General features: G+C 66.7%; 23 protein-coding genes. 6 read left to right on the top strand and 17 right to left on the bottom strand.

Annotated features, from left to right (window positions below; all coding sequences use genetic code 11):
• Positions 1–29: 29 nt before the first annotated feature.
• The 12 genes from murF to A1D30_RS07045 form a co-directional block, all read right to left on the bottom strand.
• Complete coding sequence (gene murF, locus A1D30_RS07100) at positions 30–1,499, bottom strand: UDP-N-acetylmuramoyl-tripeptide--D-alanyl-D-alanine ligase (protein WP_063460078.1); 1,470 nt, start codon at positions 1,497–1,499, stop codon at positions 30–32.
• Positions 1,496–3,004 (bottom strand): UDP-N-acetylmuramoyl-L-alanyl-D-glutamate--2,6-diaminopimelate ligase, encoded by a 1,509-nt coding sequence (locus tag A1D30_RS07095; RefSeq protein WP_063460077.1) that lies wholly within the window; start codon positions 3,002–3,004, stop codon positions 1,496–1,498. Before A1D30_RS07095 ends, murF begins: the two co-directional genes overlap by 4 nt.
• Entirely contained in the window at positions 3,001–4,746 is a 1,746-nt protein-coding gene (locus A1D30_RS07090; RefSeq protein WP_063460076.1) for a penicillin-binding protein 2, read from the bottom strand. The genes A1D30_RS07095 and A1D30_RS07090 overlap by 4 nt, the downstream gene beginning before the upstream one ends.
• Positions 4,743–5,063, bottom strand: a complete 321-nt coding sequence (ftsL, locus tag A1D30_RS07085; protein WP_063460075.1) for a cell division protein FtsL — start codon at positions 5,061–5,063, stop codon at positions 4,743–4,745. The genes A1D30_RS07090 and ftsL overlap by 4 nt, the downstream gene beginning before the upstream one ends.
• A gap of 91 nt (positions 5,064–5,154) precedes the next feature.
• Complete coding sequence (gene rsmH, locus A1D30_RS07080; RefSeq protein ID WP_063460074.1) at positions 5,155–6,087, bottom strand: 16S rRNA (cytosine(1402)-N(4))-methyltransferase RsmH; 933 nt, start codon at positions 6,085–6,087, stop codon at positions 5,155–5,157.
• Between the two features lie 2 nt (positions 6,088–6,089).
• A complete protein-coding gene (gene mraZ, locus A1D30_RS07075) occupies positions 6,090–6,518 on the bottom strand; it encodes a division/cell wall cluster transcriptional repressor MraZ (protein WP_063460073.1) in 429 nt (142 codons plus the stop codon).
• Positions 6,519–6,770: 252 nt separating this feature from the next.
• On the bottom strand, positions 6,771–8,096 hold the full coding sequence (gene hslU / locus A1D30_RS07070; protein ID WP_063460072.1) for an ATP-dependent protease ATPase subunit HslU: 1,326 nt from the start codon (positions 8,094–8,096) through the stop codon (positions 6,771–6,773).
• A gap of 98 nt (positions 8,097–8,194) precedes the next feature.
• Entirely contained in the window at positions 8,195–8,758 is a 564-nt protein-coding gene (gene hslV, locus A1D30_RS07065; protein ID WP_063460071.1) for an ATP-dependent protease subunit HslV, read from the bottom strand.
• Positions 8,759–8,947: 189 nt separating this feature from the next.
• On the bottom strand, positions 8,948–10,702 hold the full coding sequence (locus tag A1D30_RS07060) for an STAS domain-containing protein (RefSeq protein ID WP_063460070.1): 1,755 nt from the start codon (positions 10,700–10,702) through the stop codon (positions 8,948–8,950).
• Between the two features lie 58 nt (positions 10,703–10,760).
• A complete protein-coding gene (gene dksA, locus A1D30_RS07055; RefSeq protein ID WP_082836357.1) occupies positions 10,761–11,588 on the bottom strand; it encodes an RNA polymerase-binding protein DksA in 828 nt (275 codons plus the stop codon).
• 180 nt (positions 11,589–11,768) lie between these two features.
• Positions 11,769–12,830, bottom strand: coding sequence for a GTP-binding protein (locus A1D30_RS07050; protein ID WP_063460069.1), 1,062 nt, complete (start codon positions 12,828–12,830; stop codon positions 11,769–11,771).
• Positions 12,831–12,955: 125 nt separating this feature from the next.
• On the bottom strand, positions 12,956–14,191 hold the full coding sequence (locus A1D30_RS07045; protein ID WP_063460068.1) for a class I SAM-dependent methyltransferase: 1,236 nt from the start codon (positions 14,189–14,191) through the stop codon (positions 12,956–12,958).
• Between the two features lie 270 nt (positions 14,192–14,461).
• Here A1D30_RS07045 and A1D30_RS07040 point away from each other — a divergent pair, with 270 nt between their 5' ends.
• From A1D30_RS07040 to A1D30_RS07030, 3 genes are all read left to right on the top strand, one after another.
• A complete protein-coding gene (locus A1D30_RS07040) occupies positions 14,462–14,920 on the top strand; it encodes a chemotaxis protein CheW (protein WP_063460844.1) in 459 nt (152 codons plus the stop codon).
• Positions 14,921–14,952: 32 nt separating this feature from the next.
• Complete coding sequence (locus A1D30_RS07035; protein WP_063460067.1) at positions 14,953–16,737, top strand: methyl-accepting chemotaxis protein; 1,785 nt, start codon at positions 14,953–14,955, stop codon at positions 16,735–16,737.
• 73 nt (positions 16,738–16,810) lie between these two features.
• Positions 16,811–18,412, top strand: coding sequence for a methyl-accepting chemotaxis protein (locus tag A1D30_RS07030; RefSeq protein WP_063460066.1), 1,602 nt, complete (start codon positions 16,811–16,813; stop codon positions 18,410–18,412).
• A gap of 31 nt (positions 18,413–18,443) precedes the next feature.
• Here A1D30_RS07030 and A1D30_RS07025 read toward each other — a convergent pair whose 3' ends face one another.
• The 3 genes from A1D30_RS07025 to dapF form a co-directional block, all read right to left on the bottom strand.
• Positions 18,444–19,427 carry a tyrosine-type recombinase/integrase gene (locus tag A1D30_RS07025; RefSeq protein ID WP_063460065.1) on the bottom strand — a complete coding sequence of 328 codons (984 nt, stop codon included), beginning with the start codon at positions 19,425–19,427 and terminating at the stop codon, positions 18,444–18,446.
• 119 nt (positions 19,428–19,546) lie between these two features.
• Positions 19,547–20,239, bottom strand: a complete 693-nt coding sequence (locus tag A1D30_RS07020) for a DUF484 family protein (RefSeq protein WP_063460064.1) — start codon at positions 20,237–20,239, stop codon at positions 19,547–19,549.
• Positions 20,236–21,117, bottom strand: coding sequence for a diaminopimelate epimerase (gene dapF / locus A1D30_RS07015; protein WP_063460063.1), 882 nt, complete (start codon positions 21,115–21,117; stop codon positions 20,236–20,238). Before dapF ends, A1D30_RS07020 begins: the two co-directional genes overlap by 4 nt.
• Positions 21,118–21,209: 92 nt before the next feature.
• Here dapF and A1D30_RS07010 point away from each other — a divergent pair, with 92 nt between their 5' ends.
• Together A1D30_RS07010 and A1D30_RS07005 are read left to right on the top strand one after the other, a co-directional pair.
• On the top strand, positions 21,210–21,914 hold the full coding sequence (locus A1D30_RS07010; protein WP_063460062.1) for a glutathione S-transferase N-terminal domain-containing protein: 705 nt from the start codon (positions 21,210–21,212) through the stop codon (positions 21,912–21,914).
• A 119-nt stretch (positions 21,915–22,033) separates the two neighbouring features.
• Positions 22,034–22,231 (top strand): hypothetical protein, encoded by a 198-nt coding sequence (locus tag A1D30_RS07005; protein ID WP_063460061.1) that lies wholly within the window; start codon positions 22,034–22,036, stop codon positions 22,229–22,231.
• An 89-nt stretch (positions 22,232–22,320) separates the two neighbouring features.
• Here the strand turns inward: A1D30_RS07005 and A1D30_RS07000 are convergent, their stop codons facing one another.
• Positions 22,321–23,208, bottom strand: a complete 888-nt coding sequence (locus tag A1D30_RS07000; RefSeq protein ID WP_063460060.1) for a LysR substrate-binding domain-containing protein — start codon at positions 23,206–23,208, stop codon at positions 22,321–22,323.
• Positions 23,209–23,346: 138 nt separating this feature from the next.
• Here A1D30_RS07000 and A1D30_RS06995 point away from each other — a divergent pair, with 138 nt between their 5' ends.
• The gene (locus A1D30_RS06995; protein WP_063460059.1) at positions 23,347–24,549 is read left to right on the top strand and encodes an MFS transporter; all 1,203 of its coding nucleotides are present in this window, start codon (positions 23,347–23,349) and stop codon (positions 24,547–24,549) included.
• Positions 24,550–24,556: 7 nt separating this feature from the next.
• Here A1D30_RS06995 and A1D30_RS06990 read toward each other — a convergent pair whose 3' ends face one another.
• Positions 24,557–25,426, bottom strand: coding sequence for a LysR substrate-binding domain-containing protein (locus tag A1D30_RS06990; protein ID WP_063460058.1), 870 nt, complete (start codon positions 25,424–25,426; stop codon positions 24,557–24,559).
• Positions 25,427–25,511 lie beyond the last annotated feature (85 nt).

Below are 25,511 nucleotides of genomic sequence, written 5' to 3'. Positions count from 1 at the left end.
CGGCCAAGGCGGGCACCACGCGGGCAAGGTCAATGTGTTGCGCCATGGGGTCCCTCCAGTGATTCCATCGTCTTTTGTTGTTGTTCTGGGGGTGGTGCAGCAGCGGCAATGGCCCCCACCACCTGTTCCATCTTCATGAATCGCGATCCCTTGACCAGCACACTGCCCACTGTGGGCAGGGCCTGGCGCACCGCATCCAGCAGTGCGCCCATCTCGTTGAAATGCCGGGCAACACCCCCCTGCCCGTTGCCATAGGCCGAAGCCGCGTGCACCGACTGCGCGCCCAGCGCAAACAGCAGGGGAATGCCCGCCGCGTGGGCCAGCGCCCCGGCCTCGGCGTGGAACTGCGGCCCCTGGTCGCCCACCTCGCCCATGTCGCCCATCACCAGCAGCTGCGGGCCGGGCAGTTCGGCCAGCACCTCGATGGCGGCGCGCATGGAGTCAGGGTTGGCGTTGTAGGTGTCGTCCACCACCGTGACCTCGCGGCCCGCCACCGCCACGCTGAAGGCGCGCGAGCGGCCCTTGACCGGTGTGAAGTCGCGCAGCCCCTGGGCAATGGCGGCCAGCGGTACGCCAGCGGCCAGCGCGCAGGCGGTGGCGGCCAGGGCGTTGGTCACGTTGTGGCGGCCGGCGATGTGCAGGCGCGTGGCGACCTCGCCCCGGGGTGTGGCCATGGCCACGGCCCAGGCGCCGCGCTCCCAGGCGGCGCGCGCGCAGCGGACATCGCCGCCCTCGCCAAACGTGAGCGTGCGGCGGCCCGGCTGCGCCAGCGACTGCCACAAGCCCGTGTAGGCATCGCCCGCCGGAAACACGGCCACGCCGTCGGCGGGCAGGCTGGCAAACACCGAGCCGTTCTCGCGCGCCACGGCCTCGACGGTGTGCATGAATTCCAGGTGCTCGCGCTGCGCGTTGTTGACCAGCGCCACCGTGGGCCGGGCCATGGCCGCCAGCTGGGCAATTTCGCCCGGGTGGTTCATGCCCATCTCGATCACGGCGGCGCGGTGTGCGGGCGTGAGGCGCAGCAGCATCAGCGGCACGCCTATGTCGTTGTTGAAATTGCCCTGCGTGGCAAACGCGGCCTCGCCCTGCCAGGCGCGCAGGATGGACGCAACCATCTGCGTCACCGTGGTCTTGCCGTTGCTGCCGGTCACGCCGATCAGCGGCAGGTTGAACTGCGCGCGCCAGCCCGTGGCCAGCGCCCCCAGGGCGGCCAGGCTGTCGGGCACTTCGATGCCCGGCAGGCCCGCAGCCGCGAGGCCGCCATGGGCGATGGCCGCAGCAGCGCCCCCGGCGCGTGCGTCGGCCAGGAAGGCATTGGCGTCAAAACGCTCGCCCTTGAGCGCCACGAACAAATCGCCGGGCTGCAGGGTGCGCGTGTCGGTGTGCACACGGGCCAGGGGCGTGCCGCCCTCGCCCACCAGGCGCGCGGCGGGGATCTGCGGCTGCAGCAGCGCCCAGGCCTGTTGCAGGGTGAGCATGGTGCCGGGGGTGGCGCTCATGGGCGGGCTCCTCGGGCCTGCAGCGCACCAAGCGCATGGGCCATGTCGGAGAACGGCTGGTGCACACCCGCCGTCTCCTGGGTGTTTTCGTGGCCCTTGCCCGCAATCAGCACCACATCGGCAGGCGCGGCGGCTGCCACGGCCAGGGCGATGGCGGCAGCGCGGTCGGGCTCGGCCTGCACAGCGGTGCTGGCAATGGTGCCTTGCAGGATCTGGTGCAGGATGGCGGCGGGGTCTTCGCTGCGCGGGTTGTCGCTGGTCACGACCACCTGGTCGGCCTGCTGCTGCGCCACGGCGCCCATCAGCGGGCGCTTGCCCGCATCGCGGTCGCCACCACAGCCAAACACGCACCACAGCCGCCCACCGCGCTCGGCAGCGATGGGGCGCAAAGCTTGCAGGGCCTTTTCCAGGGCATCGGGCGTGTGGGCGTAGTCCACGGCCACCAGGGGCTGGCCGCTCTGGTGGATCTGCTCCATGCGGCCGGGCACGGGCGAGAGCTGGGCGCAGGCATACAGCGCGTGCTCCAGCGGCACGCCCAGCGCGCGCAGCCCGGCCAGCACACCCAGCAGGTTAGCGACGTTGTACAGACCGATCACGCGCGTCTGCAGCACATGCGCCTGCACGCCTTCGGCCACGGTGAAGCGCAGGCCGCCGTCGCCCATGCCGATGTCGCGCGCCGCCAGCCGGGCGGGGCCGGTGATGGAGACGCTCCACAGATCCAGGTGGCGCCCGGCGAGCGTGGCGTGAAGCTCGGCACCGCGCACATCGTCGATGTTGACCACAGCGGCCTGCAGGCCCGGCCAGTCGAACAGCATGCTCTTGGCCTGCCAGTAGGCGGCCATGCCCGCGTGGTAGTCCAGGTGGTCCTGCGTGAAGTTGGTGAACAGCGCCACGCGGATGCGGGTGCCCACCATCCGGTGTTCGGCGAGGCCAATGGACGAGGCCTCGATGGCGCAGGCGCCACGGCCTGCATCGGCAAACTGCCTAAACGCGCGCTGCAGGCGGACCGGGTCGGGCGTGGTCATGCCCGTGCTGGTGAGCGCAGGCGGTGTTCCCATGCCCAAAGTGCCCACTACCGCGCACCCATCATGCCCATATAGCTCATTTTTTGATAGCACATTGAGTGCTTCGGCCAGCCACCAGCTGGTGCTGGTCTTGCCGTTGGTGCCTGTCACGGCCAGCACGTCCAGGCCCTGCGTGGGGTGTTCGAACCAGTCGGCAGCGATCAGGCCCGTGGCGGCCTTCAGTCCGTGCAGAGCGGCAACGGGCAGGCCAGACAGCACAAACGCTTCGGCGCCTTCATGCTCCACCAGACAGGCCACGGCCCCGCGTGCCAGCGCATCGCCAATGTGCGCGCGGCCATCGGTGGCGGCGCCGGGCCAGGCAATGAAACCATCGCCCGGGCGGATCTGGCGGCTGTCGGTCTGCAGCGTGCCCGTGACGCGCTCGCGCAGCCAGGCCACGGCGTCATGCACCGAGGTGAGCAAGGGCACGGCCAGCGTCATAGCGACTCCTCCACCGCGTTGGCCACGATCTGCGGCTTGACCGCCATGTCGGGCTGCACACCCATCATGCGCAGCGTCTGCTGCACCACTTCGCTGAACACCGGCGCGGCCACGGCACCGCCGTAGTACACGCCGTTGCTGGGCTCATCGATCATCACAGCCACGACGATGCGCGGCTTGTCGATGGGCGCCATGCCGGTGAACCAGGCGCGGTACTTGCCCACGGCGTAGTTCTTGCCGACCTGCTTGCGCGCCGTGCCGGACTTGCCCCCCACCGAGTAGCCCACGGTCTGCGCCTTCTGGCCCGTGCCGCCGGGGCCTGCGGCCATCTGCAGCATCTTGCGCACCTGGTCGGCCGTGCGCTCGGAGAACACGGGCACGCCCACGGCGGGCTGTTCGGACTTGAGCATGGTGGCGGGGATCACGCGCCCGCTGTTGGCAAACACGGTGTACGAGCGCGCCATCTGGAACAGGCTGGCCGACAGGCCGTAGCCGTAGGACATGGTGGCCTGCTCCACTGGGCGCCAGCTCTTGTAGGGGCGCAGCCGGCCGCTGACCGCGCCAGGAAAGTCGATCTGCGGCTTCTGGCCGAAGCCTGCGGCCGAGAAGGTTTCCCACATCTCGCGCGCAGGCATCTGCATGGCGAGCTTGGTGGTGCCCACGTTGCTGGATTTCTGGATCACGCCTTCCACCGTGAGCACGCCGTAGTTGTGCGTGTCCGAAATGGTGGAGCCGGTGATGTTGATGCGGCCAGGGGTCGTGTCCACCACGGTCTCGGGCCGTACCCGGCCGCTTTCGAGCGCCAGGCCGATGGTGATGGGCTTCATGGTCGAGCCCGGCTCGAAGGTGTCGGTGAGCGCACGGTTGCGCAGTTGCTCGCCGGTCAGGTTCTGGCGCTTGTCGGGCACATAGCTGGGGTAGTTGGCCAGCGCCAGCACCTCGCCCGTATGGGCATCGAGCACTACCACGCTGCCCGCCTTGGCCTTGTGCGCCGTGACCTGGTCGCGCAGCTTCTGGTAGGCAAAGAACTGCACCTTGCTGTCGATGGACAGCTGCATGTCCTTGCCATCCACGGGCGGCACGGTCTCGCCCACGCCCTCGACCACCCGGCCCAGGCGGTCCTTGATCACACGGCGCGAGCCCGGCTTGCCCGCCAGGTCCTTGTTGAAGGCCAGCTCCATGCCCTCCTGGCCATGGTCTTCCACGTTGGTAAAACCCACCACGTGGGCAGCGGCCTCGCCCTCAGGGTACTGGCGCTTGTACTCCTTGCGCTGGTAGATGCCCTTGATGTCGAGCTTGGCAATCTGCTGGCCCACGTCCCAGTCGAGCTGGCGCTTGACCCAGACGAAGGTCTTGTCCTCGTCGGCCAGCTTCTTCATCAGCTCGGCCTGGGGCATGTCGAGCAGCTTGGCCAGCTGCTTGAGCTTGGCGCGCACCTCGGGCTTGTCCTGGTCCACATCCTCGGGGATGGCCCAGATGCTGGCCGCTGGCACGCTGGACGCCAGGATCAGGCCGTTGCGGTCCAGTATCTTGCCGCGGTTGGCGGGCAGCTCCAGCGTGCGTGCGAAGCGCACCTCGCCCTGGCGCTGGAAGAAGTCGTTGCCGAACACCTGCACATAGGCCGCGCGCGCGCCCAGGCCCACAAAGCCCAGCGCGATCATCGCCACGATGAACTTGCTGCGCCAGACCGGCGTCTTGCTGGCCAACAGGGGGCTGGCGGTGTAGACCACGCTGCGGCTCATGGCTGTGCGCTCCCAGGCTGCGCCGCCGTGCTGGCCGCCGCCACGGCCGCACCTTGCGGGTCGGACACGTACTGCGTGATGGCCGGGGTGGCGGTGCGCATTTTCAGCTGGTCGCGGGCGATCTTCTCCACGCGCAGCGGCGTGGCCTGCGCGCGCTTTTCCACCTGCAGGCGCTGGTGCTCGGTTTCCAGGCGGCGCGCCTCGGCAATCGCGCGGTCCAGCTCGGTGAACAGGCGGCGCGACTCGTACTGGGTGTGAACCAGATAGATGGCACTGGCCAGCACGGCCACCAGCAGGACGAGGTTGAGCCGGGTCATGCAGCCCCCACGCTCCGCACTGGCGTGTCGTCGCTGCCCCCCAAGGGGGCCGCGTTTTGCCTTGGGGCGGCCCGGCGGCAAAACATCTCGCTCATGCGGTTACCCCAGTGCGTTCGGCCACGCGCATGATCGCGCTGCGCGCGCGGGGGTTTGCCTCGACCTCGGCGGCAGAAGGCTTGATGCGGTCCAGCGCCACGAGCTTCATCGCCTGCGGCAGGGCAAAGGGCGCACGGCGGTCGTACACCTCCTTGGAGTGCTTGGCGATGAACTGCTTGACGATGCGGTCTTCGAGCGAGTGGAAGCTGATCACCACCAGGCGCCCGCCCGGCTGCAGCACCGAGAGGCTGGCCTCTAGCGCCTGTTGCAGCTCTTCAAGCTCGGCGTTGATGAAAATCCGAAGAGCTTGAAATGTGCGCGTTGCAGGGTTCTGGCCCGGCTCGCGGGTTTTGACCGCGCCAGCCACGAGATCGGCCAGTTCGGCGGTGGTTGCAAGAGGACCCCGTTCTTCGCGCCGAGCAACAATCGCCTTTGCAATGGGGCCAGCAAACCGTTCTTCACCGTAGTCACGTATCACCTCCGCAATCTGACCGACTTCGGCCGTGGCCAACCAATCGGCCACGCTTTCGCCGCGCGTGGTGTCCATGCGCATGTCCAGCGGGCCGTCAAAACGGAAACTGAAACCCCTCTCGGGGCTGTCGATCTGGGGCGAACTCACGCCCAGGTCCATCAGCACGCCAGCGGCGCTGGCGGGCGGCAAATCGGCCAGATGGCGAAAACCTTCGTGCCGAATGGAAAAACGCGCATCGGTGATGCGCGTTGCTTCGGCGATGGCTTCGGGGTCCTTGTCAAACGCGACAAGACGCCCTTGGGGGCCCAGCCGCAGCAGGATGCGCCGCGAGTGCCCTCCCCGCCCGAAGGTGCCGTCTACCCAGGTGCCCGCAGGCTCGGGGCCCGCGCCGCCCAGCAGGGCGTCCACGGCTTCTTCGAGCAGGACGGTGGTGTGTTGCAAAGGAGTGGATGTCATGGTCAGAAGGAGAAGTCCTTGAAGACATCCGGCATCTCGCCCTGCATGGCCTTGGCCTCCTGCTCGTCGTAGGTGGCCTTGTCCCAGAGTTCGAAGTGGTTGCCCATGCCCAGCAGCATGGTGTCCTTGGAAATACCGGCTGCCTCGCGCAGCTCGGGCGAAATCAGCACGCGGCCCGTGGCGTCCATCTCCACGTCCATCGCATTGCCCAGAAAAATGCGCTTCCACCACTGGGCGGACATGGGCAGCTGGGCGATGCGCTCGCGGAACTTCTCCCACTCGGGGCGGGGAAACACCATCAGGCAGCCGTGCGGGTGTTTGGTGATCGTGAGCTGGCCCGCTGCGGTGGCCGCGAGCACGTCACGATGCCGGGTCGGCACGGACAGCCGACCCTTCGCATCGAGACTTAGCGACGAGGCACCTTGAAACACGGACAGATTCCCAGTTCGGTTTTGCGCCTCGCAAGTCCAGAAACGGACTCTGAGGGCACTTTTCACCACTTAATTGCACTTTTTTGCACTGTAGCAGGAAAAGCACACCGAACAAGAGGGTGTCCACCAAACTTTGGTAATGAAATCAACAACTTAGGCGCGACTTTGCAGCCCACAAAGAGCCAAAAGTTGTTGAAAAAGAAGAACTTACGGAAGCCTATGAAAGTGACCTCTCAAGGCTGGGCCGTATCGTCACAGGATGTAGCGCGACAGGTCTTCGTCCTGGCTCAGGGCCTGCAGGCGGACATCCACATAGGCGGCATCCACCGTCACCGTCTGCCCCGAGAGACGCGCCGCATCAAAACTGACCTCATCGAGCAAGCGCTCCATGACGGTGGACAGTCGGCGTGCGCCGATGTTTTCGGTGCGCTCGTTCACCTCGAAGGCAATGTGCGCGAGGCGCGTGATGCCTTCGGGCGCAAACTCCAGCGTGACCCCCTCGGTGGCCAGCAGCGCCTGGTACTGCTTGACCAGCGAGGCATGCGTCTGCGTGAGGATGGCCTCGAAGTCCTGGACCGACAACGACTCCAGCTCCACACGGATGGGGAAACGCCCCTGCAGCTCCGGGATCAGGTCGCTGGGCCTGGACAGGTGGAACGCGCCCGAAGCGATGAACAGGATGTGGTCCGTCTTGATCATGCCGTACTTGGTGGACACCGTCGTGCCCTCCACCAGCGGCAGCAGGTCGCGCTGCACACCCTGGCGCGACACGTCCGCGCCACTGCTTTCCTGCCGCGCGGCCACTTTGTCGATTTCGTCGATGAAGACAATCCCGTTCTGCTCGGCGTTCTGCACCGCACGGGTCTTGATCTCCTCCTCGTTCACGAGCTTGGCCGCCTCTTCGTCGGTGAGCAGCTTCAGTGCTTCCGCAATCTTGAGCTTGCGCGCGCGGCGCCGGTCCTGGCCCATCTGGCTGAACATGCCGCGCAGCTGCTCGGTCATTTCCTCCATGCCCTGCGGGCCCATGATCTCCAGCGGCGCGCGGGCCTCGGCCACGTCGATCTCGATCTCCTTGTCGTCCAGGGCGCCCTCGCGCAGCTTCTTGCGGAACACCTGCCGGGCGGTGCTGTCGGCAGCCGGCTCGGTGCCCGTGGCGGCACGGGCGGGCGGGATCAGCACGTCCAGGATGCGCTCCTCGGCGGCGTCTTCCGCGCGCATGCGCACCTTCTTCATCTCAGCCTCGCGCGTCTGCTTGACGGCCATCTCGGCCAGGTCGCGGATGATGGAATCCACGTCCTTGCCCACATAGCCCACCTCGGTGAACTTGGTGGCCTCGACCTTGATGAAGGGCGCATCGGCCAGTTTGGCCAGGCGCCGTGCGATCTCAGTCTTTCCCACGCCGGTGGGGCCGATCATGAGGATGTTCTTGGGCGTGATCTCGTGGCGCAGGCTGCCTTCGACCTGCTGGCGGCGCCAGCGGTTGCGCAGTGCGATGGCCACGGCGCGCTTGGCGCTGGCCTGGCCGACGATGTGGTGGTCGAGTTCGGAGACGATTTCCTGGGGGGTCATGGAGGACATGCGCTGCCTGCCTTCAAATTCAAAGCCAAATCAGCCGTCTACGCGCAATGGATAAGCGCAAGCAGCTATCAAAATGTGAGCAAAAGCACCTCGCCGCCTTACAGCGTTTCGATGGTGTGGTTCATGTTGGTGTAAATGCAGAGTTCGCCCGCGATTTCGAGCGACTTCTTCACGATCTCCTGCGCGGACAGATCGGTGTTCACCAGCAGCGCCTTGGCAGCCGAATGCGCGTAGGCGCCGCCCGAGCCGATGGCCACGATGCCCTGCTCGGGCTCCAGCACGTCGCCATTGCCGGTGATGATGAGCGAGGCGCTCGCGTCGGCCACGGCCAGCATGGCTTCGAGGCGGCGCAGCACGCGGTCGGTGCGCCAGTCCTTGGTGAGTTCGATGGCAGCACGCGTCAGGTGGCCCTGGTGTTTTTCCAGCTTGGCTTCAAACCGCTCGAACAGCGTGAAGGCATCGGCCGTGGCGCCCGCAAAACCCGCTAGCACCTTGCCGTGGTAGAGCTTGCGCACCTTGCGTGCCGTGCCCTTGACCACGATGTTGCCCAGGGTGACCTGGCCATCGCCGCCAATGGCGACCTGGATGCCTGTGGGCGTCTGGCGGCGCACGCTGAGGATGGTGGTGCCGTGGAACACCGGGGTGTTTTGAGATGAGTCCATAGCTGGCGCAGGTGGGGGCGCGGACGCCACTTTCAAGCCAAGATGGCGCCACACGCTACAAGCCAACCCACGCCACTGTACGCAGCCGCCAAACTGGCACTGCCGAGGTCAGTGCCCCCGTGCAAGGGCCGCCCCGCCGCACTGGGGGCATCCCCCTCAGGGGGAAGGCGCGAAGCGACTCAGGGGGAGTCAATTCTTCCGTGGAACCACCCAGGCGTGTTCGTTGATGCCGATCACGTTGAAGAAAATCGCCACCAGCCGCTGCAGGTTGTGGAACTGCACCACATGGCCATGCCCTTGCTGCTCGGCTGCCCAGTTGAGCACCGAGCCTGCCGCCGCAAAATCCACGCGGATGAGCTTGTCGCAGGCAATGGTCAGGGGCACGCCGGGCCGCAGGAAGGCCTCGAACGGCTGCAGCAGTGGCGTGGCATCGCCATCGATGTGGCCACTGAGCTGGGCCACGGGCCCGGACTCCAGCGGCGCGGGCGCGGACAACTCGCCCAGATCGGAGGCCATGAAGTCGCTGTCGGCCGCCAGGGGCGCTGCGCCGGAGGACACGCCTTCGTTGTCGGAATACCCGCAACGCGGCGACACCCAGGAGGGGGGCGAGACCTCGTAGGTGACGCAGTAGTCCAGCGCCACCAGCTCGAACTCATCGGGCTTGCCCATGAGCCGCATCATGGCCATGCGCAGACGCCACCATTCGGGGCTGTTGGACCGGTCGCCCGACTGGGTCTTGGCGTCGAGCAGGGCGTTGAGCTTTTCCACCCCCGAGAACACCAACTGGCCTTCGCGGTCGGACCACTGCGAAACCAGGTCGGCCAACAGGGGCACCGCCGCCTCGTCGATGCTGGTGAGGCGCGACCAGGACAGCGTCCAGGGGGAGGCTGCGCGTGCCAGCGAGGCCTGCAGGGCGGCCACCGACGACACCGCCAGCGCGGGGGGCGCATTCCAGCTGAAATCGCGGCGCATGCTGGCTGCGGGCGCAGCCTCAGCCGCACCTGCGGCGGGCGCGGGCGCCGCCACCATCCCGAGCAGCTCCGGCATCGAGAACCACAGGGGGGCCGAGCGGCTGTACTGGGCCGCAAAGTCGATGGCCAGCGCATCAAAGCGGTCGTGTTGCCCGGTGGCGCGGTACAGGTCAAACAGCGTCATCCAGATTTCGAGCTGCTGCTCGGGCTCGTCCTGCTGGTGCTGGGCCAGCACATCCAGCAAGCCGGACTCGGCACCCGCGTGGTCACCGTTGGCAAACCGGATGGCGGCTTCTTCTAGGTCGGGTTCGTGCACGAATTCCTCCGGTTCGAATGCGGTCGCGGGCGCTGCCGCAGGGGCCGCAGGGCTGAAGGACGCCTCGACAGACTGGTGGTTGCCCGCGAGCATCTGCGCATCGGTGCCACCAAACTTGCCAATGGCCATGCTGTCGTCGGCAAACAGCGGCTGGACAGCGGCTTTGTTATCGAGCGGCGCAGGCAGGCTGCCGGGGGCCGTGGGGGCATAGGCCCTGGCATGTGCAGAGTCGGAGGGCTCCGTGCTGGATCCGGGCATCACACCAGGCTGGGTGGGCGCATCGGCCCCTTGTTTGCTCTTCCACCATTGCTGCGACATCTGCGCTTCGATCTCGTCGATCTTCTTGAGCGTGACGGCACGCTCGTCGGGCGATGCCATGCTGCTCTGAAAGAACGAAGGGCGGCCGGCAGCGTCTTCCACGCGCTGGCCTTGCAGCACTTCGCGCTGGCGCAGCTTGCGCAGCTGATCGAACTCGCGGCGCCGCACGAAGTCGTTGCGGCGCTTGCGCTCGATCATCTCCTTGAGCATCTGCTTGCTGTACTGGCTCTCCCGGTCGTCCTGGATGGAGTCCAGCTCCGTCCAGTTGACCGTGGGATTCTTCACGAACCGAACCACCTTCGATAGCAGGCCGCCGGGGGTGGTTTCTTCCTTGCTCATGGCTCAGGGTACAGGGGAGAGTGCGCAGCGATGATCGTCATCAGGCCGTGGGGCCCGATCAGTCTCCGAACATCTTTTGCTTGAGTTCGCGGCGCTGCTGCGCTTCCAGCGACAGGGTGGCCGTGGGGCGGGCGATCAGGCGGCCCGTGCCGATGGGCTCACCGGTCTCATCGCAGTAGCCGTAGTCGCCAGCGTCGATGCGGGCGATGGACTGTTCGATCTTCTTGAGCAGCTTGCGCTCGCGATCACGGGTACGCAGCTCCAGGGCGTGCTCTTCCTCGATCGTGGCGCGGTCGGCCGGGTCGGGCACCACCACGGTGTCTTCCCGCAGGTGTTCGGTGGTTTCGCCAGCGCTGTTGTGGATGTCCTGCTTGAGCTGAACGAGCTTGAGGCGGAAAAACGCCATCTGCTTGTCGTTCATGTACTCGCTGTCGGGCATGGCCATGACTTCAGCGTCGGTCAGCTCGGCGGCGGACTTGGTTTTCCAGTTGTTCGCCAGCTTGGGGTCTTTTTTGGCAGCCGTGAAAGTGGGCTGCGCTTGCGCGGTCGTGGGCATGGTATGTAGATAACTGGCTTTGGCAGCGGTGGACGCCACTGCCTGTGCCATGGATGGTACGGTCAATTGGGCCAATCGGGAAGAAGGCCGGGTTGTGCGCACGGGTACCTGCGAGTCGGCCGGTGCGGCAGGGCTGGGCGCCGGGGCTGCCACAGCGGGGCTGGCCGCCTTGGCCGCAACAGCTTTGGGGGCCGCCGCTGCTTTGGGTGCGGCTGCTGCCACTTTGGCCGCAGCGGCTTTGGCGGCGGGTTTGGGCGCCGCCGCAGGGGCTGCAGCGGCAGGCTTGGTTGCCTTCGTGGCCGCCTTGGGTTTGCTGGTGTCGGCTTTCACTTCCTGGTCTCCTCGCTGTACGGGCGGGCCCTTGGCCGCTCTCACGGCCCGGGACTGGTGGCAAGCCTTGGGTGGTTTTACCGGGGCGCGATTGTATCGACCTGGGCTGACGCAAACAGAAACGTTGCAGATACAACACAGATCGGGCCGAATCGACGCCCCGACACCGGCGAAGGGGGGTCAGACCAGGCTCTGCTCCAGCCCCTGCAGGAAGATGTCCTTGGGCAGGTCGATGCCAATGAAGACCATCTTGCTCACCCGTGGCTCGCCCTCGGCCCACTGGGGGCCCAGGTCGCTGCCCATGAGCTGGTGCACACCCTGGAAGATCACCTTGCGCTCGGTGCCCTTCATATTAAGCACGCCTTTGTAGCGCAGCATGCGCGGGCCATAAATGTTGACAATCGCCCCGAGAAAGTCTTCGAGCTTGGCAGGATCGAAGGGGCGCTCCGAGCGGTACACAAAACTCTTCACATCGTCGTCATGGTGATGGTGGTGGCCATGCCCGTGGTCGTGCTGGTGCGAGGGGTGGCTGCAGTGCTCGCCATGCTCGTGGTCGTGATCATGGTGGTCATGCCCGTCCCCTTCTTCCTTGAGGAAGTCCGGGTCGATGTCCAGCTTGGCATTGAGGTTGAAGCCGCGCAGGTCCAGCACCTCCTTGAGCGGCACCTCGCCAAAATGCACCGCCTTGATGGGCGCACGCGGGTTCATGTGCTTCAGGCGGTGGATCAGCGCATCGGTCTCCTCGGCGCTGACCAAGTCGGTCTTGGACAGGAAGATCTGGTCCGCAAACCCCACCTGGCGGCGCGCTTCCTGGCGGTCATTGAGCTGCTGGGGCGCATGCTTGGCATCCACCAGCGTGATGATGGAGTCGATGAGATAGGTCTCGGCGATTTCTTCTTCCATGAAGAAGGTCTGCGCCACCGGGCCCGGGTCGGCCACGCCGGTGGTCTCGATCACGATGCGGTCGAACTCCAGCAGGTTCTTGCGCTTCTTGGCGGCCAGCAGCTGCAGCGTCTCGCGCAGGTCTTCGCGGATGGTGCAGCAGATGCAGCCGTTGCTCATCTGCACGATCTGCTCCTTGGACTCGGTCACAAGGATGTCGTTGTCGATGTTTTCTTCACCGAACTCGTTTTCGATCACGGCGATCTTCTGGCCGTGGGCTTCGCTGAGCAGGCGCTTGAGCAGCGTGGTCTTGCCCGAGCCCAGGAAGCCGGTGAGGATGGTGACGGGAATCAGTGCCATAAATCTGTCTTTCAGGGGGTCAAATACTTGCACTGCAGCCCGATGCTGCAGGCTGCAGGGCCCCGCACAGGGGGCGTTTTTTCAGTGTACCGAGGCTGTCAAGCCCTTGCCGGGAGCCGCCGGCTTCACCCTTTGCGCATCACGACCAGGCCCTTGAGATATTCCCCCTCCGGAAACTCCAGCGTCATCGGGTGGTCGGGCGCGCCGCCCAGACGCTCCAGGATGTAGCCGTCCACCCCGGCATCCGCACCGGCGGACGCCACGATCTTGTGGAACAAGTCAGCGCTGATGCCGCCCGAACACGAGAAGGTGAACAGCACGCCGCCGGGCGTGAGCAACTGCAGTGCCAGGCGGTTGATGTCCTTGTACGCCCGGGCCGCACGGTCGGCGTGGGCCGCAGTGGGCGCAAACTTTGGCGGGTCGAGGATGATGGCGTCAAAGCGCTGGCCCTCCTTCAGGAACTGGCGCAGCGAGGCATTCACGTCGGCATCGAGAAAGGTGGCCCGGTTCGGATCGAAGCCGTTGAGCGCGACGTGGGCGCGGGCGCGCTCCAGGGCCGGGCCGGACGAGTCGATGGACGTCACGTGTCCGTCGGCCGAGGCGCCGCCGGCGCGCATGCCGGCCAGCGCCGCCACGCTGAAGCCGCCGGTGTAGCAAAAGCAGTTGAGCACGTGCTTCAAGCCCAGGCGCTGGGTGTAGTCAGCAAAGCGCTTGCGGCTGTCGCGCTGGTCCAGGTAGAAGCCGGTCTTGTGGCCTTCGGCGATGTTCAGCGTCAGGTTCCACTGGTGTTCGTGGATGGTGAGTTCGAGCGGCGGGCCTTCGCCGTCGCCTGCTGCGCCCGTAGGGCCGCCGCGCAGCCAGCCGGTGGCGGGCTCCAGGCCTTCCAGCGCACGCACGCTGGCGTCGGAGCGCTCATACAGCTTGGCGAGGCCCGTCTCGCGCAGCAAGGCGTCGGCGATCACGCCCTTCCAGCGCTCGGTGCCCGCGCTGGTGAACTGCGCCACCAGCGTGTCGCCGTAGCGGTCCACGATGAGCCCGGGCAGGCCGTCGGATTCGCCGTGCACCAGGCGCACGCCGTCGCTTTGCACGTCAAAACGGGCTCTGGCGATGATGGAACGTGCGCAAGCAGCTATGAAAAAAGGAGCATCGATGCGCTGCGCCTCGTCAAAGCTCCACACCCGCGCACGGATGCGCGAGCTGGGGCTGAAGGCGGCCCAGGCCAGGAACTGGCCCTCGTGCGACTCCACACGCACAGTCTCGCCGCTGTCGCCGCCGCCTTTCGCGATGGCCGATTCAAAGATCCAGGGGTGGCGGCGCAAGAGCGAACGCTCTTTGCCAGGGCGGAGGCGAAGGGTTTTCATGCCCCGGATTGTGCGGGTTGGGAGCCCGCCTCACCCCCTGGGCCGCGCAAAAACAGCGATGCAGCCTCCCAAACCCACCAAGCCCTGCAACAGCTGGCGGTGCGCTGCGCCTCCTGAATTTATCAATTTTCACCTCTTTATTTGACAACAATGATTACACATACATAGAATTTCTGACATTATCATTTTTATCAAACAGCCATGCCTGCAACCCACACCCACATTCCCGCCACCCGACTGGCACCTGCGCCCGGCACCGCCCAGGCCACGATGACCGACCTCCGCGAGTTCCTGGCATTCAAGATCGGGAACGAGGAATACGGGGTGGACATCCTGCGCGTGCAGGAGATCCGTTCGTACGAAAAGCCCACCACCATCGCCAATGCCACGGGCGAACTCCAGGGCGTGATGAACCTGCGCGGCGTGATCGTTCCGATCATCGACCTGCGCCTGAAGCTGGGGCAAACCGCCGTGCAATACGACCACCTGAAGGTGGTGATCGTGCTGCATATAGGCCAGCGGACGGTGGGCGTGGTGGTGGACGGCGTGTCCGACGTGCTCACGCTGGAGCGAGAGCAACTGCGCCCCGTGCCCGCCCTGCGCGGCGACATCGCCCCCGAGCATCTGCTGGCCATTGGCTCGGTCGGCCAGCGCATGTTGATCCTGCTCGATATCGAAAAATTTCTTGCCAATTCTGTGGCGAGTGGTACACCTGCTGCCTGCCACTGAGCTGCAGCACAACCTGCAAGGAACTGCACACCATGAACTTCAACGATCTGAAGATTTCTACCCGGCTCACACTGGGCTTCGGCCTGATGGGCCTGCTCATTGGCATCATGGGCACGCTGTCCATGGGGCTGGCCCACCGCGCGGACAACGCCTTCCACTCCATCATCGACGATCGCTTCCCCAAGGTGCTGAACCTGCACGTGGCCAAGGAAGACGTGACGGCTGTGGAACTGGCCCTCACACAGATGCTGCTGGATACCCGTCCCGAAAACCTGCAGCGCCACCAGGCCCTGGTCAACAGCAAGCGGCAAGAGATCACACAGCTCCTCGACACCCTGGGCCAGCAGATCACTTCGCCCGAAGGCAAGGCCGCGCTGGCCGAGACCCAGCGTGCGCGCAGCGACTATGCAGCGCAACTGCAACGCTACTCCGAACTGGCCAACGCGGGTCAGCTGGACGAGGCCCGGACTATCCTCACAGGTGCCATGGCGGCGCCACGCGCCACCTACTTTGAGGCGCTGGACAGGCTGATCGCCTACCAGGAGTCGCTGGCCAAGAACGCCCAGGCCGAGGCGGTGGCCGCAGTGTCCACCATGAATGTGTTTGTGCTGTCGCTTACGGGGCTGTCCCTGATCGCGGGCGCCGTGATTGGCCTGCGCATCGTCCGCTCCACCACCGAGCCCCTGCGCCGCGCCGTGGATGCCGCGCGCGCCGTGGCCGCCGGTGACCTGAGCCTGCCCATCACCTACCGGGGCACCAACGAAACCGCACAGCTGCTCAAGGCCCTGCTGGAGATGCAGCAATCGCTGGTGCATCTGGTGGGCCAGGTGCGGCACAACAGTGACAGCGTCTCCAACGCATCGGCCGAAATTGCCCAGGGCAACAACGACCTTTCGGCCCGCACCGAGCAGCAGGCCAGTGCGCTGCAGGAAACCGCCGCGTCCATGGAACAGCTCAACACTGCCGTGCGCAACAACGCCGACAACGCACAGCGGGCCGACGCCATGGCGCGCAGCGCCAGCGAAGTGGCCGCACAGGGCGGCAGCGTGGTGGCCGAGGTGGTCCACACGATGAAAGACATCAATGAAAGCAGCCGCCAGATTGCGGACATCGTGGGCGTGATCGACTCCATCGCTTTCCAGACCAACATCCTGGCGCTCAACGCCGCGGTAGAAGCCGCCCGCGCCGGTGAACAAGGCCGGGGCTTCGCGGTGGTGGCCACCGAGGTGCGCGTACTCGCCAGCCGGTCGGCCGAGGCCTCGCGTCAAATCAAGGGCCTGATCGGCACCAGCGTGGAGCGCGTGGAAGCAGGCACCGCCTTGGTGGACCGCGCCGGGCAGACCATGAGCGAAGTGGTCGCCTCTATCCGCCGCGTGACCGACATCATGGGCGAGATCAGCGCTGCCAGCACCGAGCAGAGTCAGGGCGTGGACCAGATCAACGAAGCTGTCACCCAGATGGACCAGGCCACCCAGCAGAACGCCGCGCTGGTTGAAGAGATGGCCGCCGCCGCAGCCAGCCTCAACCACCAGGCCACGGATCTGGTGAACACTGTGGCCACCTTCCGACTCTCGCCCCAGGACGAAACCGTGGCCCTGCCGCCGCCCGCCCGCGCAGAAGCCCTGGCCCACACCCAAAACACCCAGCACGCCCCACAGGCTATGCAGCCGCGCACCCCGGCCCGGCCCTTGGTGAGCAGCCACAGCACCCCACGCCCAGCCCTGGGCAACCGGACCCGCACCACCACCGCCTTGAAGCCCGCTGCCGTTGCGCTGGCACCTGCTGGCGGAAGCGACGCAAGCTGGGAAAGTTTCTGACGCGTCACAAGCGCAACAGGCCCTCAGTCCACAGTAGAGGGCAGCAATTTTTTTACCGAGGAGGGCGTTCACCATGAACTTCAAACAGCTGAAAATTTCCACCCGCCTGTCGCTGCTGCTCGCAGCGCTGTGCCTGCTCACCACCGTGATCGGCAGCGTGGGCCTGGCGGGCATGCAGCGCGCCAATGCGGGCTTGAACACCGTGTACCAGGACCGGGTGGTACCCCTCAAGCAGATCAAGCTGGTGTCCGACGCTTACGCCGTGAACGTGGTGGACACGGCGCACAAGGTGCGGGACGGCGCCTTCACGCCCCAGCAGGGGCTGGACTCCATCGCCAAGGCCAAGAAGGAGATCAGCGACAACTGGAGCGCCTACCTGGCCACCGAGCTGGTGGCCGACGAGGTGCGGCTGACTGCGCAGTTCAAGACACTGCAGCCCCAGGCCGATGGCGCTGTGCGCACCCTGGAAGAACTGATTGGCCGCAAGGACCTGCCCGGCCTCACAGCCTATGCCGCCAAAGAGATGTACCCCGCTCTCGACCCCTTGCAGGACGTGCTGGGCGCGCTGGTACAGGTGCAGCTGGACACGGCCCGCAAGGAATACGACCAGGCCGTGGTGTCGTACGCCAATACCCGGCTGTTTGTGGTCTTGGCGATTGCAGGCGGTGTGCTGTTTGCCCTGGGTTTTGGCACCGAGCCCGGCACCGCAGCCGCCCTGGCGCGCAGCGTGGCGCATGGCGACCTCACGGTGGCGATCCACCTCAAGCCTGGCGACACCACCAGCCTGATGGCCCAGCTCAAGCGCATGCAGGACAGCCTCGTGGCCATGGTCGCCATGGTGCACCAGAGTTCGGTCAACGTCGCCAGCGCGTCCGAGCAGATTGCCCAGGGCAACCACAGCCTGTCGTCCCGCACCGAGGAGCAGGCCAGCGCGCTGGAGGAAACCGCTGCGTCGATGGAACAGCTCAATGCCACCGTGCGGCAGAACGCCGACAGCTCGCGCCAGGCCAACCAGCTTGCACACAGCGCCACCACCATTGCCATGCAGGGCGGCGCGGTGGTGGCCGACGTGGTGCGCACGATGAAAGACATCAACGACAGCAGCAGCAAGATCACCGAGATCATCGGCGTGATCGACTCCATCGCCTTCCAGACCAACATCCTGGCGCTGAACGCAGCGGTGGAAGCCGCCCGCGCCGGGGAACAGGGCCGGGGCTTTGCGGTGGTGGCCACCGAGGTGCGGGTGCTCGCCAGCCGCTCGGCCGAGGCCTCGCGCGAAATCAAGGGCCTGATCGGCTCCAGCGTAGAGCGCGTGGAAGCAGGCACCGCCCTGGTGGACCGCGCCGGGCAGACCATGAACGAGGTGGCGGCCTCCATCCGCCGCGTGACCGACATCATGGGTGAGATCAGCGCCGCCAGCACCGAGCAGAGCGAGGGCATGGACCAGATCAGCGAGGCGGTCACGCAGATGGACCAGGCCACCCAGCAGAACGCCGCTCTGGTCGAGGAGATGGCCGCTGCCGCCGCCAGCCTGAACCACCAGGCCGGGGAACTGGTGGACACCGTGGCCACCTTCAAGCTGCCCGAGGTGTATGAACACCGCGCCGCCCTGCCCCACCAGCCTTCGCGCCGCAACCTGCTGGGCCACGGCCCGGCGGGCATCGCTGCGGCCTGACGCGCCCCGGCGGGTGCGCCGCGCAGCGGACTTAGCCTCCTGGCTTTTTCCGGCGAGCGCGCGGATGGGCCGCGTCGTACACCTTGGCCAGGTGCTGAAAATCGAGCCGCGTATAGACCTGCGTGGTGGTGATGTTGGCGTGGCCCAGCAGCTCCTGCACCGCGCGCAGGTCGCCGCTGCTTTGCAGCAGGTGGCTGGCAAACGAGTGGCGCAGCATGTGCGGGTGCACGGGCGTGGTCAGCCCGGCCTGCTGGCTGCGCTGGCGCAGGCGCAGCCAGATGGACTGCGCCGTGAGCCGCGCACCGCGCTGGCCCACGAACAGCGCGGCATCGAGTCGCGCTGCGCCCTCGCCGCCAAACGGCGTGGCGCGGATGGCCAGCCAGGCCTGCAGCGCGGCCGTGGCGGCGGCGCCCACCGGCACGCTGCGGCGCTTGCTGCCCTTGCCAAACACATGGGCCTCGCCCGCCTCCAGATCCACCCAGCCGCGCCCCAGTCGATGGGTGTCGGCGTTGGCAACCGCATCCAGCCCGGCCAGCTCGCCCACGCGCAGGCCACAGCCATACAGCAGCTCGACCATGGCGGCATCGCGCGCCTCCAGCCAGGGGTCGGCGCCTGTGTTGTCAAACTCGGCCAGCCGCACGGCGTCGTCCACGCCCAGGGCCTTGGGCAAGGGCTTGGGTGCCTTAGGGGCGCGCACGTCCTGCACCGGGTTGTGCGGAATCAGCCCCTGCCGCCCGGCCCAGGTGAAGAACCCCCGCCAACCCGAGAGGATGAGCGCAATGCCGCGCCCGCTGCGCCCCGCACTGTGCATCTGCGCCACAAAGCGGCGGATGTGGGCGCTGGTGAGCTGCAACAGCGGCACATTCACCGCCGCCGCCAGCTGGGCCAGCCTTTCCAGGTCCAGGGTGTAGAGCGTGAGCGTGCGCGCGGCCAGCCGCTTTTCGACGCGCACATGCTCCAGATAGCGCAGGACGTGCGGGTCTGCGGGGATCTGCGTGGGCGGCGCGTCGGGCATGGAGCACTACCCCAGCAACGGGCGCGCCCCCAGGCCAGCGCCACCGTGGAACCGGCTTCGCCGGGCCAGGGGTGGCGTCCCCCCGCAGGGGGAAAGCGGCGCAGCCGCACAGGAGGGCATCATTTCAGGCGCAGCAGCGCTGCGCTGGCCAGCTCGGCCATGCGCGACAGGAAGTCGGTGCCCATGGTGGCATCAAAGCGCTGCGGGTCGTGCGAGCCCAGCACCAGCAGGCCAAACGCGGGCGTGGCGCTGTCGATGGCGCCCGCGCGCAGCGGCAGCAACGCCAACGACTGGGCGGGCTCGCCGCTCTCCTGCGCCAGCCAGCCTGCGGGCTCGAAACCCAGGTTGGGGCCGCAGAAGGGCATGGTCAGCGACGAGGCAAACGCGCGCGCGTCTTCGCTCGCGCCCTGGGTGAAGTCGGCGTCGATGTACGGGGCGGCCACTTCCCACACCCGCACGGCCGCCTGGGGCACATCGAACAGGGTGCGCACGCCATCGACCACGGCCTGCGGCAGGTCGAACGGGTCGCGCACCTCCAGCAGGCTGCTGGTCCACTGGTGCACCTTGTGGGCAATGGCCGCGTTTTCGTTGCTGTTGCGCACCATTTCCATGATGCGCTGCTCCAGGCCCTTGATCTTCTCGCGCAGCATCTCGGCCTGGCGCTCCTGCAGGCTCACGGCGCGCGCGCCGTGGGGGCTGGTGATCTGCACGCTGGCCAGCACCTCGGCATGCCGCTCGAAGAAGCCGGGGGTGTTGGTCAAAAACTGGGCGATGTCGTCTTCAGTGATCGGTGGGATGTGGGAGGTCGTCATACGAGGGTGTCAGGAATGTCGATCTGGCCTTCGAACACCGTGGTGGCGGGGCCGGTCATGAAAACGGAATCGGCCTCCTGGCCGCTCCAGGCAATGGTGAGGCGGCCGCCGCGCGTGTCCACCTGCACCTCGGGGTCGAGCAGGCCCAGGCGGATACCCGCCGCCACCGCCGCGCAGGCGCCGGTGCCACAGGCCAGGGTTTCGCCCACGCCGCGCTCGAACACGCGCAGCCGCACATGGGCACGGTCCACGATCTGCAGGTAGCCCGCATTCACCCGCTGCGGAAAGCGCGGGTGGCTTTCGATGAGGGGGCCGGTTTCTTGCACGGGCGCGGTGTCCACGTTGTCCACCAGCTGCACGGCATGGGGGTTGCCCATGGACACAATTGCTACCAAAACGATAGCTGAAAGCGCTTTACCATCGGGCGGTAACGGCCATTTTTGGCCCAAACCTTGCGCCACGGGCACCAGGCCGGACGCATCAAAGGGCACCTTGGCCGGGTCAAACTCGGGGCGCCCCATGTCCACGGTGACGCGGCCATCGGCCGTGAGGCGCGGAGCGATCACGCCGCTTTGGGTCTGCACCCGGATCTGGTCCTTGCCGGTGAGACCCTTGTCGTGCACAAAGCGCGCAAAGCAGCGCGCGCCGTTGCCACACTGCTCCACCTCGCCGCCATCGGCGTTGTGGATCACGTATTCGAAATCAATGCCCTCTGCCGGGGAGGGCCGCACGGTGAGGATCTGGTCGGCCCCCACGCCAAAGTGGCGGTCGGCCAGGAAGCGGTACTGCGCCGCAGACAGCCCCAGGCGGCCCTGGGTTTCGTCGAGCACCACGAAATCGTTGCCCGCGCCCTGCATTTTGGTAAAGCGAATCTGCATGGGAAGGGATTATGGCCCCGGCCCTGCGCCAAACCACGAGGGGGCGTAGGCTTCGCCATTCCCTTCGTCCCTCGGCTTTTCAGGAACCGCGCATGACCGATCTTTCCGCTTTTGCCATCACCCGCAAGTGGCCCGCCCAGCACCCCGACCGCCTGCAGCTGTACTCGCTGCCCACACCCAACGGCGTGAAGGTGTCGATTGCGCTCGAAGAGCTGGGCCTGCCCTACGAGCCCCACCTGGTGAGCTTCGAGACCAACGACCAGACCTCGCCCGAGTTCCTCTCGCTCAACCCCAACAACAAGATCCCGGCCATCCTGGACCCGAATGGCCCCGGCGGCCAGCCACTGGCGCTGTTCGAATCCGGCGCCATCCTGCTGTACCTGGCCGACAAAACCGGCCAGCTGATCCCCCAGGACGCCGCCGCGCGCTACGAAACCATCCAGTGGCTGATGTGGCAGATGGGCGGCGTGGGCCCCATGTTTGGCCAGCTCGGCTTCTTCCACAAGTTTGCGGGCAAGGACTTTGAAGACAAGCGCCCGCGCGACCGGTATGTGGCCGAATCGAAGCGCCTGCTCAAGGTACTGGACGAGCGCCTTGCGGGCCGCCCATGGGTGATGGGCGACCAGTACACCATCGCCGACATCGCCATCCTGCCCTGGGTGCGCAACCTGGTGGGCTTCTATGGCGCGGGCGAGCTGGTGGAGTTCGACCAGTTCAAGCACGTGCAGCGCGTGCTCACCGCCTTCGTGGCCCGCCCGGCCGTGGCCCGGGGGCTGGCGATTCCGGCGCGCGGCTGACGCTGGGGGCCGGGGCGGCGGGTTTCTCGTCCGCCCTTGATCTTGATCATGCCGCGCAGCCCGGCGCACGTTGGCCCCGCACCTACGATGGACCTCCCCAAAAAAACAAGGAGTGCCCCATGGGATTGACCGTTGATGTTCTGCAGGATCTGGACACCCACAACCTGCAGGCTGCTGCCCGCGCAGCGCTGCAAGAGAACAATGCCATCGCGCTGATTGAGCTGCTGGAGATGATGTGGAGCTGCGAGGTCGATGGCGCCAACGCCGTCATCGATGCCGTGCTGCAGCGCCTGCAGCAGCTGCGTGCGCTGCGCTGAGGGCGCGCACAAGCCAAGGGCCCTGCGCCAAGGGCTGAAGGGGGCCACACACAGTGCCCCTTTCCCCGCTCCCCGTCCCCCTTTCCCTTTCAGCCCCCCATGCGCTCCTGCAGAAAATCCAGAAAACACGCGATCCGTGCGGCCAGCTGCGTGTTGCGGTAATACACCGCGTTGATCGGCTGGCGCACCTCCACCGTGTCGCGCGCCAGCACCTGCACCAGGCGGCCGCTCTCGCGGTCGGCGGCGGTCATGAAGTCGGACAAACACACCAGCCCCACATGTGCCAGCGCCAGCTGGCGCAGCGTCTCGCCGCTTGACGCCGTGAGGCTGGGCACGATGGGCCACTCGTCCCCATGTGTGCCGCGCAGCGGCCAGCGGTTGAGCGACTCCGGCTGGTTGAAGCCCAGCAGTGTGTGCCCGGCCAGGTCGGCCACGCTTTTGGGCCGGCCCGCGCGCGCCAGGTATTCCGGGCTGGCCAGCACCCGCAGGCGGCTGGTGCACAGCGGCCGCGCGTGCAGGGTCGAGTCCTGCAGCTGGCCGATGCGGATCGCCACGTCCGTGCGGCGCTCCAGCAGGTCGATGTAGGCCTCGTCCGTGTCCAACTCCAGCGTGATCTGCGGGTAGGCACTGCGAAACGCTGGCACCAGCGGCACCACCGCGTGCAGCATGAAGGGCGTGGCCGCATTCACGCGCAAGCGCCCTGCGGGCTGCTGGCGGCGCGCGGCCATGTGCTCTTCTGCGTCTTCGATGGACGCCAGGATGGCGCGCGTGCGCTGCAGGAAAGCCTGACCCTCCTCCGTCAGCGCGGTGCGGCGGGTGGTGCGGCGCAGCAGTGTGGTGTCGAGCTTTTTCTCCAGCCGCGCCAGCGCCCGGCTGATGCCCGAAACCGTCTGGTCCAGGTGGTCTGCGGCAGCGGTGATGGAGCCGCCGTCCACCACGGCAACAAAGGCCTGCAGCTCTTCCAAAGTGGTCTTCATGGCGCGGGGGTTGGTGGGGTCAATATCCCGCCATTATTGACTTCAAGGCAAGTATTTTCTTCCGATAACCCACTTTTTTCGCAAAAGACAAGCCTCCACACTCCGGCCATCCACACATTGCCTCAGGAGTTTGCTTCCATGCCCATTGCCCTGCTCGCGCTGACGCTCAGCGCATTCGCCATCGGCACGACCGAGTTCGTGATCGTGGGCCTGCTGCCCACCGTGGCGGCAGACCTTTCCATCAGCATCCCCTCGGCGGGCCTGCTGGTGAGCCTCTATGCCCTGGGTGTTGCCATTGGTGCACCCGTGCTCACCGCCCTTACCGGCAAGCTGCCGCGCAAGGCGCTGCTGCTGGCGCTGATGGCGCTGTTCACCGCTGGCAACCTGCTGGCCTGGCAGGCCCCCAGCTACGAGACGCTGGTGGCCGCGCGCATCCTCACCGGGCTGGCGCATGGGGTGTTCTTCTCGATCGGCTCAACCATCGCCACCGGCCTGGTGCCGCGCGAGAAGGCCGCAAGTGCGATTGCCATCATGTTCACCGGCCTCACGGTGGCGCTGGTCACCGGCGTGCCGCTGGGCACCTTCATCGGCCAGCATTTCGGCTGGCGCGAGACCTTTCTGGCCGTGGCGGCGCTGGGCGTGGTGTCGTTCATCGGCAGCGCCTTTTTTGTGCCGCGCAATCTGGCCCACACGCCACCCGCCTCGCTGCTGCAGCAGGCCAAGGTGCTGGCCGAGCCCCGACTGTTGCTGGTGTACGCCAAAACAGCGATTGGCTACGGCGGCACCTTCATTCCTTTCACCTTTCTAGCATCCATCCTCACCGACATCTCCGGCTTCAGTGCCAGTGCCGTGGGCTGGGTGATGCTGGTGTACGGCGTGTCCGTGGCCGTGGGCAACCTGTGGGGCGGCAAGCTGGCCGACCGCCTGGGGCCCATCCCGGCGCTGCGCATCATCTTTGCGCTGCTGGCGGCCGTGTTGCTGTTGCTGCAGTTCACCGCGCCCCACCCCTGGCTGGCGCTGGGCACCGTGCTGCTGTGGGGCGCTGTGGCCTTCGGCAATGTGCCGGGGTTGCAGGTGTATGTGGTCAAGCAGGCCGAGCGCTTCACGCCGCAAGCGGTGGACGTGGCCTCGGGGCTGAACATCGCAGCGTTCAACCTGGGCATCGCGGGCGCCGCCTGGGCCGGGGGCCTGATCGTGACGCACTGGGGCCTGCAGCACACGCCGTGGATCGGTGCGCTGGTGGTGCTGGTGTCGCTGGTCCTCACGCAGTGGAGTGGTGTGCTGGACCGGCGCAGCGGCATCCCCGTGCGCGCCGCTGGTGGCGTGCCTGTGGGGCACTGAGCCCCCTTCAGCCCGCCATCACCCGCACAAAGGCTGGCACCACGCCCAGCAGGTTGTCGCGCCGCTGCACCGCATGCACATCGGCGCGCGGTGCCTTGGCGCCCAGGGGCTTGAACACCACGCGCGGCCCAAACAGCATGCCCAGGGACGATGGCACCAGGGCCACGCCCAGCCCGGCCGCCACCAGGCTCAGCACGGCCGCCAGCTCCACCGTGGTCTGCGCCACGCGGGGCGCGAAGCCCGCCTGCACGCAGCACTGCACCATGTGCTCGGCATGGGCCGATGAATCGCGGCGCAGCATCACAAAGGGCTCGCTGCGCAGGTCTTTCAAAGCCAGCGCCTTGCGCGCTGCCAGCGGGTGGCCGGGCGGCAAAGCAGCCACCACAGGGTCGGGCCACAGCAGGGTGCTGGCGAGCTGGTCGTCATTGACCGCCGTGCGCGAGATGCCCACGTCGATGCGCTTGTCCCGCAGGGCCGCCTGCTGCAGCGAGGGCTGCATCTCGTGCAGCACCACGTCCACGCCCGGGTGGCTTTGCCGGTAGCGCGCCAGCGCCGCCGGAAACGGCCCCAGGAAGTGTGAGCCCGACAGCCCCACCTCGATGCGCCCCGCCTGCCCCTGGCCAATGGCCGCCACGCGCTGGCGTGCCGTATCGAGCCGCTCCAACACCGCCCGCGCATCCACCAGATAGGCCTGGCCTGCCAGCGTCAGCTCCACGCGCCGGCTGGTGCGCACGAAGAGCTGGGCACCCAGTTCTTGTTCCAGCTGGGCGATCTGCAGGCTCAGCGGCGGCTGCGAGACATGCAGGCGCTGCGCGGCGCGCGTGAAGCTCAGCTCTTCCGCCAGGGCGACGAAGTAACGCAGATGGCGCAGTTCCATTGATACTTTTCCGATCTAGATCAAGACCAACAATATATTGGACTGCAGACCCTGCCGTTTCGACAATACGCCCAGACCACAACAA

Source organism: Acidovorax sp. GW101-3H11 (assembly GCF_001633105.1).
Classification (GTDB): domain Bacteria; phylum Pseudomonadota; class Gammaproteobacteria; order Burkholderiales; family Burkholderiaceae_C; genus Acidovorax.
The sequence above is the reverse complement of the archived record's forward strand: the minus strand, read 5'-3'. Positions and strand labels throughout refer to the sequence as shown.

What these genes read in the sequence shown, in the direction of transcription:
- murF (WP_063460078.1), bottom strand. Translation starts at nt 1,499, where the DNA reads ATGAGCGCCACCCCCGGCACCATGCTCACCCTGCAACAGGCCTGGGCG.
- A1D30_RS07095 (WP_063460077.1), bottom strand. Translation starts at nt 3,004, where the DNA reads ATGACGCTGGCCGTGCCCTTGCTCACCTCGGTGCATGACGCCGTGGCC.
- A1D30_RS07090 (WP_063460076.1), bottom strand. Translation starts at nt 4,746, where the DNA reads ATGAGCCGCAGCGTGGTCTACACCGCCAGCCCCCTGTTGGCCAGCAAG.
- ftsL (WP_063460075.1), bottom strand. Translation starts at nt 5,063, where the DNA reads ATGACCCGGCTCAACCTCGTCCTGCTGGTGGCCGTGCTGGCCAGTGCC.
- rsmH (WP_063460074.1), bottom strand. Translation starts at nt 6,087, where the DNA reads ATGACATCCACTCCTTTGCAACACACCACCGTCCTGCTCGAAGAAGCC.
- hslU (WP_063460072.1), bottom strand. Translation starts at nt 8,096, where the DNA reads ATGTCCTCCATGACCCCCCAGGAAATCGTCTCCGAACTCGACCACCAC.
- hslV (WP_063460071.1), bottom strand. Translation starts at nt 8,758, where the DNA reads ATGGACTCATCTCAAAACACCCCGGTGTTCCACGGCACCACCATCCTC.
- A1D30_RS07060 (WP_063460070.1), bottom strand. Translation starts at nt 10,702, where the DNA reads ATGAGCAAGGAAGAAACCACCCCCGGCGGCCTGCTATCGAAGGTGGTT.
- A1D30_RS07050 (WP_063460069.1), bottom strand. Translation starts at nt 12,830, where the DNA reads ATGGCACTGATTCCCGTCACCATCCTCACCGGCTTCCTGGGCTCGGGC.
- A1D30_RS07045 (WP_063460068.1), bottom strand. Translation starts at nt 14,191, where the DNA reads ATGAAAACCCTTCGCCTCCGCCCTGGCAAAGAGCGTTCGCTCTTGCGC.
- A1D30_RS07040 (WP_063460844.1), top strand. Translation starts at nt 14,462, where the DNA reads ATGACCGACCTCCGCGAGTTCCTGGCATTCAAGATCGGGAACGAGGAA.
- A1D30_RS07035 (WP_063460067.1), top strand. Translation starts at nt 14,953, where the DNA reads ATGAACTTCAACGATCTGAAGATTTCTACCCGGCTCACACTGGGCTTC.
- A1D30_RS07030 (WP_063460066.1), top strand. Translation starts at nt 16,811, where the DNA reads ATGAACTTCAAACAGCTGAAAATTTCCACCCGCCTGTCGCTGCTGCTC.
- A1D30_RS07025 (WP_063460065.1), bottom strand. Translation starts at nt 19,427, where the DNA reads ATGCCCGACGCGCCGCCCACGCAGATCCCCGCAGACCCGCACGTCCTG.
- A1D30_RS07020 (WP_063460064.1), bottom strand. Translation starts at nt 20,239, where the DNA reads ATGACGACCTCCCACATCCCACCGATCACTGAAGACGACATCGCCCAG.
- dapF (WP_063460063.1), bottom strand. Translation starts at nt 21,117, where the DNA reads ATGCAGATTCGCTTTACCAAAATGCAGGGCGCGGGCAACGATTTCGTG.
- A1D30_RS07010 (WP_063460062.1), top strand. Translation starts at nt 21,210, where the DNA reads ATGACCGATCTTTCCGCTTTTGCCATCACCCGCAAGTGGCCCGCCCAG.
- A1D30_RS07005 (WP_063460061.1), top strand. Translation starts at nt 22,034, where the DNA reads ATGGGATTGACCGTTGATGTTCTGCAGGATCTGGACACCCACAACCTG.
- A1D30_RS07000 (WP_063460060.1), bottom strand. Translation starts at nt 23,208, where the DNA reads ATGAAGACCACTTTGGAAGAGCTGCAGGCCTTTGTTGCCGTGGTGGAC.
- A1D30_RS06995 (WP_063460059.1), top strand. Translation starts at nt 23,347, where the DNA reads ATGCCCATTGCCCTGCTCGCGCTGACGCTCAGCGCATTCGCCATCGGC.
- A1D30_RS06990 (WP_063460058.1), bottom strand. Translation starts at nt 25,426, where the DNA reads ATGGAACTGCGCCATCTGCGTTACTTCGTCGCCCTGGCGGAAGAGCTG.